We start from the raw sequence: 15,526 nt of genomic DNA on the forward strand, positions 1-15,526 counted from the left end.
GCGGTGCTCCTATTCTGCGGGCGCGACGAGGGGGATGCCGGGATCGGCCCGGAGTGCGGCATCCAGTTCGGGGATCGACGTCTTCTTCAGGTCATCGAGCCGCGCGAGCGCGGCGTCCGCCTCGGCCTCGAATCGGTCGAGGACCTCGTAGACCCCCGGCACGGGCCGCGTGTCGGAGAGCTCGACGACGATCTCGGGCAGGAGCACGATCTTCTGCTCGAGCCCCGCCGCCATCTTGAGCGCGTCGTTGTGGTCCTTCATGTCGGGGTTGGTCAGTACACGGCGGAGCGCGTCGATCTCGCCGGCCGTCGAGCCGATCCGCTCGGCGAACGGACGCCCGTCGAGGCGTGCGCGCAGGCCCTCGAGAGCGTCGAAGGCGGAGGCCGACCACCCGATGCCGTCGGCCACCCGCTGCAGCAGGTCGCGGATCCGCACGAGCAGCCGGTACTGCTCGACGAGGTCGTCGTCCGACGCGACGCCGCGCGGATCCCGCTCGACCTGGACTTCCTGCACGTGCGTCGAGCCCAGCGCCGCCAGTTCCACCGAGTACGTCCCGGGCGCGACACGCGGGCCGGGGTGCACGACCTCGCGTGAGGACCCGTCGCGCGGCGAGGTGAGCGCGGGCTCGATCCGCAGATCCCACAGGAATGCATGAGTGCCGGCGGCGGTGGACGGAACCTCGGTGGCGGGCAGATCGCGGTCTGCGGGCGCCGTCGACCGGAACGTCCGCAGCGTCTGACCCCCGGCATCCCGGATCGTGATCGTGACGTGGTCCGCATCGGCGGGCAGTCGGTAGATCAGCTGCGCGCCGTTCGGCGGGTTCTTCCCGCCGTCGAGCCAGACCGTCTCGCGCGTGCCGTCGGGCAGCGCCCGCCGGGTGAACGTCGCGCCGCCGAGCGGCACTCCGGGGAAGCCCCCGACCCACGTGCCCTCGCCGGGCATGTCGAAGCCGTCCGGTGTCGGGTAGCGGTAGACGGCGGGCGGGGTGAAGAGCACGGGGCGGGAGACGTCGGCATGCGCGATCTCGCGCAGCGGCGCGATGTCGTCGAGGATCCAGAAGGCGCGCCCGTGCGTCCCGGCGACGAGCTCGTTCGCGCGGACCTTGATGTCGTAGACCGGCACCGACGGCATGTTCCCCCGCAGGCTCGCCCATGTTCCGCCTCGATCGGCCGAGAACCACACCCGGCGCTCGGTCGCGAGGAACAGCAGTTCGGGCGAGGACGGATCCTCTCGGATGCTGCGCGCCCACTCGGTGGCGGGGATGCCGTCCGAGATCGCCTCCCACGTCGCCCCGAAGTCGTCGGTGCGATACACGAACGGGCGCGGATCCTGCAGGCGGTAGGCGTGCGCCACGAGGTATGCGGTGCCGGCGCGGTGCGCCGACGGCTCGATGCGCGCGATCGTCGCCCACTCGGGCAGATCGGGCACCTCCAGCCGCGTCCATTCGCCGCCGCCGTCGCGCGAGAGGTGGACCAGCCCGTCATCGGAGCCGACCCACAGCTCGCCGGGGGTGAGCGGCGACTCTGCGAAGGCGTAGATGGTGCAATACACCTCGGCGCCGGTGGAGTCGCCGGAGATGGGGCCGCCCGTCGGCTGCTGCTTCTGTTCGTCGTCGCGGGTCAGGTCGGGGCTGATGGCGCTCCACGAGATGCCCCCATCGGGCGAGCGGAAGAGTCGCTCCCCGCCGACGTACAGGACGCCGGGCTCGTGCGGCGAGAACTCGATCGGGTAGGTCCACCCGAACCGGTGCTTCATCTCGCTGGCACCGATGCCCATGAAGTACTCGGGCCATACGGCCACGTCGCGCGCCTGCTCGGTCACCTGATCGAAGCGCAGCAGCGGGCCGGGGTGGCCGAAGCCCGCTCCGCCGAGCATGACGAAGCGGGGATCGGAGCGGTCCAGGGCCACATCGCCCGCCTCGGCTTCGCCGAGTTCGACGCAGTCGGGCCAGCGCAGCGCCCCCTTCCACGAGCGGGAGGGCGCGCGGATGCCGGAATTGTCCTGCTGGGTCGCGTACAGGTCGAACGGGAAGCGGTGATCGATGTCGAAGCGGTAGAACTGCGCCGTCGGCTGGTTGTAGATCGACGACCACGTCATGCCGCCGTTGACGCTCACGCACGCGCCGCCGTCGTTGCCGTTGATCATCCGGCGCGGGTCGGAGGGGTCGATCCACAGGTCGTGGTTGTCGCCGTGCGGCGTCTGGACCTGCTGGAACGTGCGGCCGCCATCCCGCGAGCGCCACGCCCACGTGTTCATGCTCCACACCGTGTCGGGCTCGGTGGGGTGGGCGATGATGTGGCTGTAGTACCAGGGGCGTCCCTGCACGGAGCGCTCGCGTGAGACGTGTTCCCAGGTGTCGCCGGCGTCGTCGGAGCGGTAGACGCCGCCCTCTTCGCCGATCGCCTCGACGAGCGCCCACACGCGTCCGGGCCGGGCCGGGCTGGCGGCCACGCCGATCCGCCCGAGCAGTCCCGTGGCGAACCCGGGTCGGTCGGAGATGCGCTCCCAGGAGTCTCCCGCGTCGGTCGAGCGCCACAGGCCCGAGTCCTCCCCTCCGGAGATGATGTTCCAGGGGTGGCGGACCATCTGCCAGATCGAGGCGTAGAGCACTCGGGGATTGCCGGCGTCGATGACGAGGTCGGCGGCTCCCGCTCGGTCCGAGACGTGGAGGACCAGATCCCAGGTGCGCCCGCCGTCGCGCGTGCGGTAGACGCCCCGCTCCGGATTGGGTCCGAAGACGTCTCCCGTGGCGGCGACATAGGCGATGTCGGCGTCGCGGGGGTGCACCCGCACTTTGGCGATGTGCTTCGTGGCCTCCAGGCCCAGGTGGTCCCATGTGCGGCCGCCGTCGACGGTGCGGTAGACGCCGTCTCCGGGGACGACGTTGTTGCGTGCGAACGATTCGCCGGTTCCGACCCAGACGACCTGCGGGTCCGACTCCGCGACGGCGATCGCCCCGATCGAGGCGGTGTCGAGGAAGCCGTCGCTCATCGGGCGCCAGTACTGGCCGGCGTCGTCGGTCATCCATACGCCGCCCGAGCACGCGCCCATCCAGAACCGCGAGTGGTCCCGCGGGTCACCCGCGACGGCGACGACCCGGCCGCCGCGCGAGGGCCCGACGCTGCGCCATCGGATGACGTCGCCGCCGAGATCGGAAGCCAGCTGGGCGCTGGTGCGGGTCATGCCTTCTCCTTGGTCGCGTAGGGCCGGATGCGGCAGATCACGCGCTCGCTCTCGATCTGCTCGGGGATGTAGGGGCGCCCGAAGTAGCGCTGCGACAGCTCGTCGATGTGCGCGCGTGCGGCCGGGCCGTGGATGAATTCGACGACCTCGCCGCGGACCTCCGCGTAATGGTACGGGTCGGCGCTGTCGATGATGAGCACCGCCACCCGCGGGTCCCGCTGCATGTGCCGGAACTTGAGCCGGTGGATCTCGGTGTTGATGAGGATGTGCTCGTCGTCGCAGTCGACCCACATCACCTGCGCGGTCGGCGACCCGTCCTTGCGCAGCGTGGTGAGCGAGGCGAAGTTGACGCCTTTCGCGAGCGCGCGCGTTCGTTCGTCCAGCATCGGATGTCCCTTCTCGGATCGCACCTCGGGTGCGGTCACTTGACGCGGACGCGTGAATCCAGCAGCGCGTACACGATGTCGACCAGGATGGACGAGATCACCACGAACAGCGAAGCCAGCAGCATCGTCCCGATGATCACCGGCTGGTCGCCCCGGGTGACGGACTGGATCGCGAGCCGCCCGATGCCGTTGATCCCGAAGATCTGCTCGGTGACGACGAGCCCGCCCATGAGGACCGCGATGTCGAGGCTGATCTGCGTCACCACCGGGGTGAGTGCGCTGCGCATTCCGTGCTTGTACACGACGGCGTTCTCACCGAGCCCCTTCGCACGGGCGGTGCGGATGTAGTCCTCGCCCAGCACTCCGGCGAGCTGGCTCCGCGTCAGACGCGCGTAGGTGGCGGCGGATACGAACCCGACGGTGATCCAGGGAAGGATGAGGTGCCTCGCCCACTGCGCGGGATCGTCGGCGAAGTCGACGTACCCCGCGGCGGGGAACAGGGGAAGCCCGATGACCGTCAGCTGGAAGAAGAACACGTACAGCAGCAGCAGGCCGACCACGAAGGTGGGCACGCTCAGGCCGCTGAGGACGAAGACGGTGCTGGCGCGATCGAGGATCGATCCCGGGCGCCGTGCCGCTCCGATGCCGATGCTGACACCGATGAGCAGTGCCATGGCGAGTCCGCCGAACGCGATCGAGGCGGTCTCGGGCAGCCGCTGCAGGATCGAGTCGAGCACGGGCTGCTGGTTGAAGAAGGAGTAGCCGAGGTCTCCCTGCAGCAGACCGCCCATATAGAGGAAGTACCGCTCGATGATCGGCAGGTCCAGTCCCAGACGCTCCCGGACCTGCTCGACCTGGGCATTGGTCGCCTGCACGCCGGCGATCGTTCGCGCCGGATCGTTGGGGGCGACGTAGAACAGCACGAACATCAGCGCGCTGATCGCGATCAGGGTCAGGATGCCGGAGAGCGTCCGACGGCTGAGGAAGCGGATCATGCCCGTGCCCCCTTCCGGGCGGCGCGCCGGGCGGCTCGGCGGCGCGCGAGACGTCGGCGACCCGCGAAGAGGGTCTGGCGCGGATCGAGGGCGTCGCGGATCGAATCGCCCAGGAGGTTGAAGGCGAGCGTCACGGCCAGCAGCGCCGCCGAGGGGAAGACGACCAGCCACGGCGCGATCGTGTAGAGCGAGCCGGTGGAGGCGACCGAGAGCATGTTGCCCCATGTCGCCGTCGGAGGCAGCACGCCCAGGCCTAGGAACGACAGCGTCGCCTCGAAGACGATCGCCTGCGGGATGAGCAGCGTGCCGTAGACGAGGATCGGCACGAGGAGGTTCGGCAGCACGTCCACGCGCATGATGCGCCAGTTCGAGGCGCCGAGCGAACGAGCCGCCTCGACGAACTCGCGCTCGCGCAGCGAGAGCACCTGTCCGCGGACGACCCGGGCGATGGGTGCCCACGAGAACAGCACGATGACGAACACCGTCGTGGCCAGCGACGGCCCGACCAGGGCGACGAGCGAGATCGCGAAGAGCAGCTGGGGAAGGCTGAGCGTCGTGTCCATGAGCCACGTGAGGATGGTGTCGACCCAGCCGCGGAGGAAGCCGGCGACCAGGCCGACGAGGGTGCCCAGCCCCAGTGCGCCCAACGTCGCGGCGAAGGCCACGATGAGACTGATCTGCGCTCCGTAGACCAGGCGGACGAGGACGTCCCGACCGAGGTTGTCGGTGCCCAGCAGGAACTGGGAGTTGGGGGCGACAGGCGTGCCGAATTCGCTCAGACCCGCCTCACGGAATTGTTCGTTCGGTCCGTGTCCTGTCCACAGCGCCACCAGCGGGGCGGCGACGGCCGCGATGATGACGAACACGATCACGCCCGCCGAGATCATGGCGGTGCGGTCGCTGCGCAGCCTGCTCCAGACGAGCTGAAGCGGGCTCCGCGCGGCGACCGGGGCCTGGGCTGTCATGCCGGCCACCGGTGTGGACGACCCCTTGTCGACGACCGCGTCCTCCGCAGTCTCGGCCGGCGGGTGCGGCTCGGTCGAGTTCGGACGGCTCATCCGCCCACTCCCTTCGCGAAGGTGTCACCCGGTTCGAGCGCGGTGTCCACATGGGGCGCGGCGGCCAGCAGGGCGCGCGTGTACTCCTGCTGCGGCGAACGGTAGATCTCATCGACGGTGCCGTGCTCCACGATGACACCGCGGTGCATCACCGCCACGGTGTCGGCGATGTGCTCGACCACGGCGAGGTCGTGCGCGATGAAGACGTAGGTGAGCCCGAGCTCGTCCTGCAACGACCCGAGCAGGTTGAGGATCTGGGCCTGGATCGATACGTCCAGCGCCGAGACGGGCTCGTCGCAGACGACCAGCTTCGGGTTGAGCGCGAGGGCTCGCGCGATCCCGATGCGCTGGCGCTGACCGCCCGAGAACTCCGCGGGGAAGCGGTTGTAGTGCTCGGGGTTGAGGCCGACGAGCTCCATGAGCTCCTGCACCTTCGCCCGCAGCCCCTTGCCGTCATTGACACCGTGGATGACGAGCGGGTCGGCGATGATCGATCCCACACGGCGCTGCTGGTTGAGGGAGCCGTACGGATCCTGGAAGACCATCTGCACGTTGCGACGCAGCGCGCGTCGGTCCGCGCCGCGCAGGCCGGTGATGTCGCGGCCCTCGAACTCGACGCGCCCGCTCGTGAGCGGGATGAGCCCGGTCAGTGCCCGGGCGAGGGTGGACTTGCCGCTTCCCGACTCTCCGACGATGCCGAGGGTGCCCCCGCGCGGGATGTCCAGGCTCACACCGTCGACGGCGACGACCGTTTCGGCCTTGAGTCCGAGCACGCCCTTGCGGGCGCCCGGGAAGGTGATGCGGACGTCCTCGACGCGGGCGATCAGGTCGTCGCCGGCCGCCGCCGCGTGCGCGGTCTCCGGGAGTGCGGGCAGCACGACCGGTCCGGCGTGTTCTGCCGGCAGCACGCACGCCGAGCCGTGACCGGGGCCGATGCGCTTCTCGTCCGGGAATCCGTGCAGGCACTCGTCCCGGGCGAAGGTGCAGCGGCTCGCGAACGGGCACCCCGGCTGCTCGACGAGAAGGCTCGGCGGATTGCCGGGGATCGATTGCAGGACGGTGCGCTGCGAGCCGACGCGGGGCACCGAGGCGAGCAGACCGCGCGTGTACGGGTGATGCGGCCGGGCCAGGACGTCCGTTCGGGAACCGCGCTCGACGATCCGGCCGGCGTACATCGTGAGCACCCGGTCGGCCACTCCCGCCACCACTCCCAGGTCATGGGTGATCATCAGGATCGCGGTGCCGTGTTCGCGCTGGAGCGAATTCATCAGCTCGAGCAGCTGCTTCTGGACGGTGACGTCCAGCGCTGTCGTGGGTTCGTCGGCGATGAGCAGGGATGGGCGCAGGGCGAGCGCCAGTCCGATCATGACCCGCTGGCGCATGCCGCCCGAGAACTGATGCGGGTAATCGTCAACCCGCTTGTCGGGATTCGGGATCCCGACCTCGTCGAGAACGTCGATCACGCGGGATCGCATCAGCTTCGGCGACGTCGGCTCGTGGGTGCGGATCGCCTCGGCGATCTGCGCACCCACGCGGTACTGCGGATGCAGCGACGAGAGCGGATCCTGGAACACCATGCCGATCTCGCGACCGCGGATCGATCGCAGGTCCGCGTCGCCCATCGTGAGCAGATCGCGTCCCTCGAACAGCGCGCGGCCCGTCACGATGGCGCCGCTGGACAGCCCCACCATCGACTGGGTGCTGACCGACTTCCCGGACCCGGACTCGCCCACCACCCCGAGGGTCTCCCCTCGGTCCAGCTCGAAGGAGATGCCACGCACTGCGTGGAGTCGACCGTCCCCGGTGTCGAACGACACGTCGAGATCCTCGACACTCAGCAACACGTGGCATCTCCTCCGTTCAGGTCATCCGGTCCGCGAGCGGACGGGACTCAGTCCTCGAGCCAGACGTTCGTGACGTCGCCGTTGTTCGTCCAGGCGTTCCACTCGAAGCCACCCACCCGCTCGGAGTGGAAGACCGGCGTGCGGGCGAACGTGATCGGCACCCACGCGGCATCCTCGGTCGCGACGGCATCCGCAGCGATCCACGCCTCGTTCGCCGCCTCGGGCGTCTCGGCGGCGAGCGCCTCGTCGACGAGCGCGTTGAACTCCTCGTTGTTCCAGCCGCCGAAGTTCGGCGAACCGGCGGCGTACCCGCGTCCGTCCAGCATCGGCACCAGGTAGGGGCGACCACCGAAGTAGTCCGAGCTCCACGCGGCGATGGCGATGTCCCACTCACCGGCCTCGGTGATGTCCTGGTTGAGCAGGAACTCGCCGTAGAAGGCGTTCTGCGTGGTGACCTTCATCTCGACGTCGAAGCCCGCGGCCTGGAGGTCCTGCTGCATGGCGGTCGCGAGCGACGCGTAGGGCTCGGTCTCGCGGTAGAGCAGACGAACGGGGAGCCCGTCTTCGTAGCCGGCCTCGGCCAGGAGCTCCTGAGCGCGCTCGGTGTCGCCGCCCTCGGGCACGTCCAGGACGTTCGCCTGCTCGGTGCCGAGGACCTCCGGCGGGAGGATCTGCGTGGCGACCTCGGCGAGCCCGGGGCCACCCTGGATCTGCTGGGCGGCGCTGCGATCGATCGCGAAGTTCAGTGCCTGACGCACCTCGGTCTTACCGAAGGCGCCGTCCGCGTTCGGGCTGAGCGTGTTGATGACGACGTAGGGACGGATGGCGCCGTCGCTGCCGATCACCAGACGCTCGTCCTCCGCGGCGAGGAGCGCGGGCACCGAGGCGGTGGGAGTGACGGTGTCCGCCCACTGCATGTCGACCGTTCCGGCCTCGAGCTGCTGCTGCACGGCCGCGGCATCCTGGCCCATCGAGATCTCGATCGCGTCGACGTACGCCTCGCGGATCGGGTCGAGGTCGGCATCCCACACGGGGTTGCGCTCTAGGGTGAAGCTCTCCTCGGGGACGTACTCGGCGATGCGGTACGGGCCGGTGGAGATGATGTTCTGGCGGAGCTCGGGCGAGTCGGGCAGGTAGTCCAGGTACTCCACCGGCTGCGGCGCCAGGAAGACGCCCAGCGCCATGATCTCGATGAAGTCCGCCGCAGGCTGGGTGATGGTGAACTCGACGGTCCGCTCATCGACGGCCCGCACGCCCTCCAGCTCCGTGCCCTCGACGTACTCCCTGATCGCCTCGATGCTCGGGTCCACTTCGGCGAACCCTTCGCAGTACGCGGCGAGACCGACGATCGTGTCGGTGAAGTAGCCCAGCGCGTTCGACGGCGAGACGGGGTTGCAGATGCGCTTGATCGCCCGCACGACGTCCTCGGCGACGACCGCGCGTGCGCCGTCCGGCGCGTCGAACTCGACGCCCTCCTGCAGCTCCACGGTGTAGACCAGGCCGTCCTCGGAGATGCCGCCGTTCTCGCGGGTGGGGATCTCGAGGGCCAGGTCGGGCACGATCTCGGTGTTGCCCGTGTCGTCCCCTGCGGGCACATGGGCGAAGAGCGTGCGGGTGAGGGCCCGGTGGACCTGGTAGTCCGGTGCCGAGTACGCCGCCGCGGGGTCGAGATACAGGACGTCGGAGTTGCCGGCCAGCATGAGGGTGCCGCCGGTGTCGCCGTCGCCCTGGTCGGCGTCGCCCGAGTCCTCACCGCCGCCGCCGGCGCAGCCGGTCAGCACGAGGGCGGGGATCGCGAAGGTCGCTGCCAAGAGCGCGAGCCGTGATCGGTAGTGCATGAGTTTTCCTCTCGAACGGTGAGTGCAAGCGGGCCGGCGAGGGCCGGGGATCCGTCGCACCGCTTAAGACCTGCTCCAGTGCAAGGTCTCTTCGGTAACGGAACTGCTGAAAGACTCAGTTATTGGGTCGCAGGGTTTTGCTTTGCCAAGTCTAGTCACAATCTAACCTTTCAAACGATATCGAGAAGGTTACGATCATGAAACAGACGAACTCGTTTCAGGACGCGGTCAGCGGCCGGTCGAACGCGTCGAGCTCGTCGACGTCGGCGCGGTCTCCGAGGATCTCCCAGCGCTGGAGGGCGAAGGGCACGTTGCCGTTGCGCCATACCCGGTCGTGCACCTCTCGGAGCGAGAACTCCGCCCCGTCCGCCACCACGGCGTCGGTGACCAGACGCAGCAGCTGCTGCTTGCCCACGTGGTACGACATGGCCAGGCCGGGCGTGGCCAGGTACATCGCACACTCTTCTCGCGCGGTGTCGACGTCCATCGGCACCAGCCGGACGAAGAAGTCGATCGCCTCGTCGAGCGTGAAGGCGCCGGTGGCGAGGTTCACATCGACGACCACCCGCAGGCTCCGGAGCCGGTTGAAGTTGTGGATGACCTCCTGGGAGTGCGGAGCATCGTCGAAGAGTCCCGCGAGCAGCATCAGCTCTTCGTTGTAGAACGCGATGCCCTCGTTGGCGACCGAGTCCACGTACCGGCGCCGGACGGGATCGGGGTTGGCCCACGACAGCGCCAGCTGCTTGTAGTGCGCGCCCTCGTGCACGATGCCCAGTCGGGGGTCGCGCGCGTTCGCGGCGTAGAAGTAGGGCAGATCCGGTCGCGGCGCCGGCATGTACGACACGCTGTCCACGTCGAGCCGGTCCTGGTCGGTCAGGTCGTCGGTGACGCCGAGGAACTGGAGCGGCTCCAGGTACGGCGGCATGGGCGCCACGTGATAGCGCTGGAGGGAGTCGGGCTGCGACAGCAGCCCCTCCCGCTCCGAGAAGGCGCGGACCTCGGCCTCCTGGTCGCGCTCGCGCGCGACCTGCGCCTCGATGCTCTCGGCGATCGGATCGGTGGGCACCGCGCGGAAGCGATTGCGCGTGACGACCTCGGCGACGACTGCCCGCCGGTAGTCCTGCAGCGCCGCGCGCACGAGCTCCTCGGGCTCTTCGGCGATGAGGGCGACGCGGCGCAGGAACCACACGAACCGCTCCCGTCCCGCGGGGACGGACGGCGAGAGGCCCGGTGCGGCCTCGTTCAGCCAGGCGGCGAACGCTTCGAGCGCCTCGCCCGCCGCAGGGGCGACGGCGCGCAGGTCGCGCATCGTCGAATCCGACACCACCCCGTCCAGGCCGGCAACCGACGCCGCGAAGCGCGCGGCGATGTCCTCGAGGTCGACCGCCGCCACGCGCGCCAGGTCCGCGACCCCCGCGCGGGAGAGGTTCAGGCGTGCCGCCTCGACCCGCTCCGGGATCGATCGCGCGACGACGACGAGACCGCGCTCGACGTCCGCCCCGTAAGGGGGCAGGGGCAGGAGCAGGTCGAACCAGGGTCCGAGGATCTGCCCGACCAGGAACACCGCATCGCGCTCCCAGTTGCGCAGCACATCGAGATCCCATTCCACGCGATCGAGCACGGAGCCCAGGATCCGGTGATCGACCTGGGCTGCGACGTCGTCGGCGGGGGGCTCGATCCCGGCGAGCCGTTCGCGGAAGCCCTTCAGTGCGGCACGGCGCTCCTCGACCGACTCCGGGGTGAACTCCGGCAGCCAGTCGGATGCCCGGCGCAGACGCGGGATGTCATCCGACGACCGGAAGGCGGCGTCACGCGCCCACTCGTCGATGTCGTCGGACAGTGCCACCAGGTCGGGGACGCTCATGCGGTTCTCCTGAGTTCGGGAAGGACGCGGCGACCGAGGAGGTCGATCGCGGCCACGGGGTCGGGGCCCAGAGGCGGCCCGAAGGACAGATGCCGTGCCCCCTGCCGCTGCAGGGCGCGGCAGCGGGCGATCACGGTGTCGGGATCGCCGCAGATGCCCAGCGACAGCATCGCCGGAGTGATAGCGGCGACGGCGGCGTCCTCGTCTCCGCGTCGGAGAGCTGCGGCCGCCGGCGCGAAGTCTTCGGAGACCAGCCCGGCTCGCGCGAGGAGGTAGGGGGAGAATGCGGCCCCGTAATATGCGAGCTTCAGCGCCATCGCGCGCTCGGCGCGTTCGCGGTCCTCATCGAGGGCGAGCCAGACGCAGGCCGGCATGTCGAGCTCCGAGGGCTCGCGCCCGGCCGCGCGGGCGCCGTCGAAGACGAGTCCGGACGCCGTCTCGAAGTGCTCTGGCGGGAAGAGAAGAGCCAGCACGCCGTCCGCCTCGGCGCCGGCGAAGGCCAGCATCCGCGGACTCATGGCGCCGATGTAGACGGGCACGTGAACGGGGGGCAGCCCCCATGGCACGTGCGCGGCCCAGCCGTCGCCCGCCCCGGCGACATCCGCGGGCTGATCCCCCGCGAGCAGCGCGCGGACGGCGCGCAGCGCCTCTCTCGTCGCCGTCAGCGGGCGCTCCTGCTCGATGCCCGCCCACGACAGGAACTCCGCCGACCCCGCGCCGAGTCCCAGCAGGAAGCGCCCGCCGGAGATCTCCTGCAGGGTCGCGGCCGTCATCGCCAGTTCGGCCGGATGGACCGTGTAGGGGTTCATGATGCCGATGCCCAGCTGCAGCCGTGTCGTGCGTTCGAAGAGGGCGCCCAGCAGGACCGGTGCGGCGCGCAGCATGAGGTCGTTCGACACCCACAGCTGGTCGATGCCGGCAGCCTCGGCAGCCACCGCCAGCCCTGTCAGCGCAGTGAGATCGAGGTCGTTGTTGACGCGCAGCGAGAAGCGCGTTCCGGTGCCGTCGGTCATCGTGCGTGCGCTCCTGCCAACGGCGAGGCCAGGCCGCCCGCAGCGCGCCAGGCCAGGAAGCGCTGGAGACCCTCGCGGATGCGGTCCTCGCTGCTGGCGAGCGACACCCGGAGGTGGTGCGGCGCCGATGCCCCGAACGCCGAACCCGGGGCGAAGGACACGCCGGCGTTCACCAGGTCCAGCGCGGCGGCGCGCGAGTCCGTGTGCGGGTCCAGCGGGAGCATGAGATAGAAGGCGCCACGCGGGACCACGATGTCGATTCCGGCCTGGGCGAGCACACCGACCGCCACGTCGCGGCGGGACCGGTACGCGTCGCGCATCTCACCCACCACGTCCTGCGGTCCGGTGGTGGCCGCGAGCGCCGCCGCCTGCGTGACGCTCGAGACGCAGGACGTCTCGAGCTCCAGGATGCGGGTGACGGTGTCGGCGAGCCACGCCGGAACGAGGGCGTATCCGACCCGCCACCCGGTCATCGCGTAGGTCTTCGAGAAGCTGTGCACCGAGACCACATGGTCGGAGGACAGCGCCGCGGCGTAGGAGTGGACGCCTTCGAAGACGATCTCGTCGTAGACCTCGTCGCTGACGACGAGGAGGTCGCGCTCCACCGCGAGGTCGACCACGGCAGCGAGGATGTGCGGAGGAAGCACGGCTCCGGTGGGATTGTTCGGCGAGTTGAGCACGATCGCCCGCGTCCGCGGTGTCACCAGCCGGCGGATCTCGTCGATGTCCGGCTGGAAGGCGTCGTCGGGCCGCAGCGCATAGGTCACGGCACGGGCGCCGAGGAGCGTCGCCTGCATCTGATAGTTCGGCCACGCCGGATCGGGCACGAGGACCTCGTCCCCGGGCGCGAGCACGGCCGAGAGCACCGCGTCCACGGCCTGCACCGCACCGTGCGTGATCAGCACGCGCTCCATGGGCACGGACGTCGCCGTCGCGCGTGTCAGCCGGGCGGCCAGGGCATCCCGCAGCTCGGGGATGCCCGCGGTCTGGACGTAGGAGGTCCGCACGCGAGCGGCTTCGAACGCGGCATCCACGACGTGGGCGGGCGTGGCGAAGTCCGGCTCGCCGATCTCGAGGCGGATCACCGGGTGCGGTGCCGCGATCGCGAGGTCGACGATTTCGCGGATGCCCGAGTGCGGCAGACGCGTGGCCGCGGTCGTGGCGTGAGGCAAGGAGCGTCCTTCCGTGTCGTCGGATGGGCGTTCATCCAGCCCGACCCGTCACGCCCGTCGCGTGTAAGTCTTTTCCGACTCAGACATTGTCTTACGAAAGGTGCAAAGTCCACAACAGTGAACGTTTGAAAAGTCGAGAAGCCCTCAGTCTTCGCGGGGAAGGGCCTCGATCTGAACCGAGTTCTCGAGCAGATCGCGCACGGTGCGCTCCCCCACCACTTCGCCGAGCCCCAGGAAGGTCTCGATGCGCTGCAGCCCCCGGATCGGCCAGATCCGGTCGAGGAGCAGAGCCTGGAGGTGAGCGTGATCGCGGATCCTGAACCGCGCGATCATGTCGTAGCTGCCGGTGACGACGACCAGCTCGGTGAGTTCGGCGATGCCGCGCAGCTCGGCGAGGATCTCACCCAGGTCGGCATCGGTGGCCAGGGTCATCGGGATATACACGAGTCCGGGATAGCCGAGCGCCGACCAGTCGACGGTCGTCGTGTAGCCGCGGATCACCTGCTGGCGCTCCAGCCGCGCGATCCGCTCACCGACGGCCGGTGGCGACATGCCGACGGCCTTCGCCAGCTGGCGCTGGGAGACCCGGGGGTCGTCGCTGAGGAGGAACAGCAGTTTCCGATCGATCTCGTCGAGCTCGACGACCGGGCGCGGCTTCTGCACCTCGCGGGTCATGTTCGACATCGGGGAGCGAGGCGGGCGATCGCCGGAGAGATCCCGCTGCGCATCTGATGGAGCCATGCCGTGTCCTGTCTGTGAGAGAGGTGGTGCCGTCGCGCCGGTCGTGCAAAGCATACGGTCGCGCGATTATCGCCGCGCCCGCGACGCGCACGCCGCGGGACCCGGTCGCGCGTGCCGCAGCCCGACAGGGGCGCCGGCACCCGCCGGATCAGTTGATGACGGCGTCATTGGGATGATCGTTGATGGACCGGCATCCGTCCTCGGTGAGCAGGAAGACGTCTTCGACCCGCACGCCGACGCGGCCCGGCCAGAACACGGACGGCTCGATGGTGAACAGCATCCCCGCCTCGAGCGGCGTGTCGTCCTCTTCGGAGATGTACGGCAGCTCGTGCACATCCAGACCGATGCAGTGGCCGGTGCGATGGCGGAACCAGTCGCCGTAGCCTGCTTCCTCGATGACGCGACGGGCGGCGCGATGCACGTCGCCGCCGGTCGCACCGACGACGGCGGCGCGACGCCCCGCCTCCTGCGCGGCCATCACGATGTCGTACACCTCGAGGTACTCGTCGTTGGGATCGCCGATGTGCACGGTCCGCCCGAAGTCCGAGCAGTAGCCGCGGGTGATGGCCCCGAAGTCGAAGCTCACACCCGATCCCGGCCCGAGGGTGCCCGTCGACACGCGCACCGAGGCGTCACGGCCGAGGTCGGGACCCATCGCCCAGACGCCCGTGTCGAAGGAGGCGCCCGGCGAACCCATTCTGCGCATCCGCAGATCGACCTCTGCGGCGAGGTCGAGCTCGGTGACTCCCGCGACGACGCGAGGGGCGACGTCGGCCATGACGGCATCGACGATGGCTGCGGAGTGGCGCATCAACGCGATCTCCTGCGGGTCCTTGATGCGTCTGATGCGGTTGAGGATGGTGTCGGCGACGACGAGGTCGGCGTCGGGCCGGTGTCGGCGCAGCTCGATGGTGGTCTCGGCCCACGTGCGCCCGGCCAGGGCGATCCGTTCCGCCCCGTCGCGCTCGTGCGCGCAGTGTTCCTGGATCGGACGGCCGCCGACCGCGATCCGTCCCGGACGCGAACGGTAGGCATCGAACGCACGGCGGAACACGGCGCCGCCGTCGTCCGTCTCGGTCGCCGTCACGACCTCGCCGGCGACGCCGTCGGGAAGGTCGAATTCCTGGAAGTGCCGGGTGAGGACGAACAGCGGAGCCTCTCCAGGGCGGATGAACGCTCCGGAGATCCAGTGATTCGTGTAGCCGATGTTGCCGAACGAGGGCGCCCGGCGCGAGACGCCGGTGAAGTATTCGAGGTCGGACTGCGACGCCGGCAGGAAGAGCACGTCGATGCCCTCGGCGTCGAGCCCGTCCCACAGGCGCTCCTGACGCGATGCGAAGTCGAAGGGGGCGTCGCGGAGGGTTTCGGCGTCGGTATCGGGGTCAGTGGTCAGCATGGAACCAGTCTGCACCACAGACCCTGCAATTGAGAA

Annotated in this window: 11 protein-coding genes; all 11 read right to left on the reverse strand. The window is 69.7% G+C overall.

Annotated features, from left to right (window positions below; genetic code table 11):
• Window positions 1-9: 9 nt before the first annotated feature.
• The 11 genes from NFR93_RS07075 to NFR93_RS07125 all read right to left on the reverse strand — a co-directional run bounded on the left by NFR93_RS07075 (window position 10) and on the right by NFR93_RS07125 (window position 15,490).
• Window positions 10-3,183 carry a hypothetical protein gene (locus NFR93_RS07075; protein WP_251451222.1) on the reverse strand — a complete coding sequence of 1,058 codons (3,174 nt, stop codon included), beginning with the start codon at window positions 3,181-3,183 and terminating at the stop codon, window positions 10-12.
• On the reverse strand, window positions 3,180-3,569 hold the full coding sequence (locus tag NFR93_RS07080) for a TIGR03618 family F420-dependent PPOX class oxidoreductase (RefSeq protein ID WP_251451223.1): 390 nt from the start codon (window positions 3,567-3,569) through the stop codon (window positions 3,180-3,182). The genes NFR93_RS07075 and NFR93_RS07080 overlap by 4 nt, the downstream gene beginning before the upstream one ends.
• A 35-nt stretch (window positions 3,570-3,604) precedes the next feature.
• Window positions 3,605-4,564, reverse strand: coding sequence for an ABC transporter permease (locus NFR93_RS07085; protein ID WP_251451225.1), 960 nt, complete (start codon window positions 4,562-4,564; stop codon window positions 3,605-3,607).
• Window positions 4,561-5,622, reverse strand: a complete 1,062-nt coding sequence (locus tag NFR93_RS07090; RefSeq protein ID WP_251451226.1) for an ABC transporter permease — start codon at window positions 5,620-5,622, stop codon at window positions 4,561-4,563. Before NFR93_RS07090 ends, NFR93_RS07085 begins: the two co-directional genes overlap by 4 nt.
• Complete coding sequence (locus NFR93_RS07095; RefSeq protein WP_251451227.1) at window positions 5,619-7,466, reverse strand: ABC transporter ATP-binding protein; 1,848 nt, start codon at window positions 7,464-7,466, stop codon at window positions 5,619-5,621. Before NFR93_RS07095 ends, NFR93_RS07090 begins: the two co-directional genes overlap by 4 nt.
• Before the next feature lie 47 nt (window positions 7,467-7,513).
• Window positions 7,514-9,304, reverse strand: coding sequence for an ABC transporter substrate-binding protein (locus NFR93_RS07100; protein WP_251451228.1), 1,791 nt, complete (start codon window positions 9,302-9,304; stop codon window positions 7,514-7,516).
• A 217-nt stretch (window positions 9,305-9,521) separates the two neighbouring features.
• Window positions 9,522-11,168, reverse strand: coding sequence for a DUF885 family protein (locus NFR93_RS07105; RefSeq protein WP_251451229.1), 1,647 nt, complete (start codon window positions 11,166-11,168; stop codon window positions 9,522-9,524).
• Window positions 11,165-12,181 (reverse strand): LLM class flavin-dependent oxidoreductase, encoded by a 1,017-nt coding sequence (locus NFR93_RS07110; protein WP_251451230.1) that lies wholly within the window; start codon window positions 12,179-12,181, stop codon window positions 11,165-11,167. The genes NFR93_RS07105 and NFR93_RS07110 overlap by 4 nt, the downstream gene beginning before the upstream one ends.
• Complete coding sequence (locus NFR93_RS07115; protein WP_251451231.1) at window positions 12,178-13,353, reverse strand: pyridoxal phosphate-dependent aminotransferase; 1,176 nt, start codon at window positions 13,351-13,353, stop codon at window positions 12,178-12,180. Before NFR93_RS07115 ends, NFR93_RS07110 begins: the two co-directional genes overlap by 4 nt.
• 144 nt (window positions 13,354-13,497) lie before the next feature.
• A complete protein-coding gene (locus NFR93_RS07120) occupies window positions 13,498-14,037 on the reverse strand; it encodes an Lrp/AsnC family transcriptional regulator (RefSeq protein ID WP_251451233.1) in 540 nt (179 codons plus the stop codon).
• Between the two features lie 205 nt (window positions 14,038-14,242).
• On the reverse strand, window positions 14,243-15,490 hold the full coding sequence (locus NFR93_RS07125; protein ID WP_251451235.1) for a M24 family metallopeptidase: 1,248 nt from the start codon (window positions 15,488-15,490) through the stop codon (window positions 14,243-14,245).
• Between the last annotated feature and the right edge of the window lie 36 nt (window positions 15,491-15,526).

The organism is Microbacterium sp. Marseille-Q6648 (assembly GCF_943181415.1).
Taxonomy (GTDB): Bacteria; Actinomycetota; Actinomycetes; order Actinomycetales; family Microbacteriaceae; genus Microbacterium.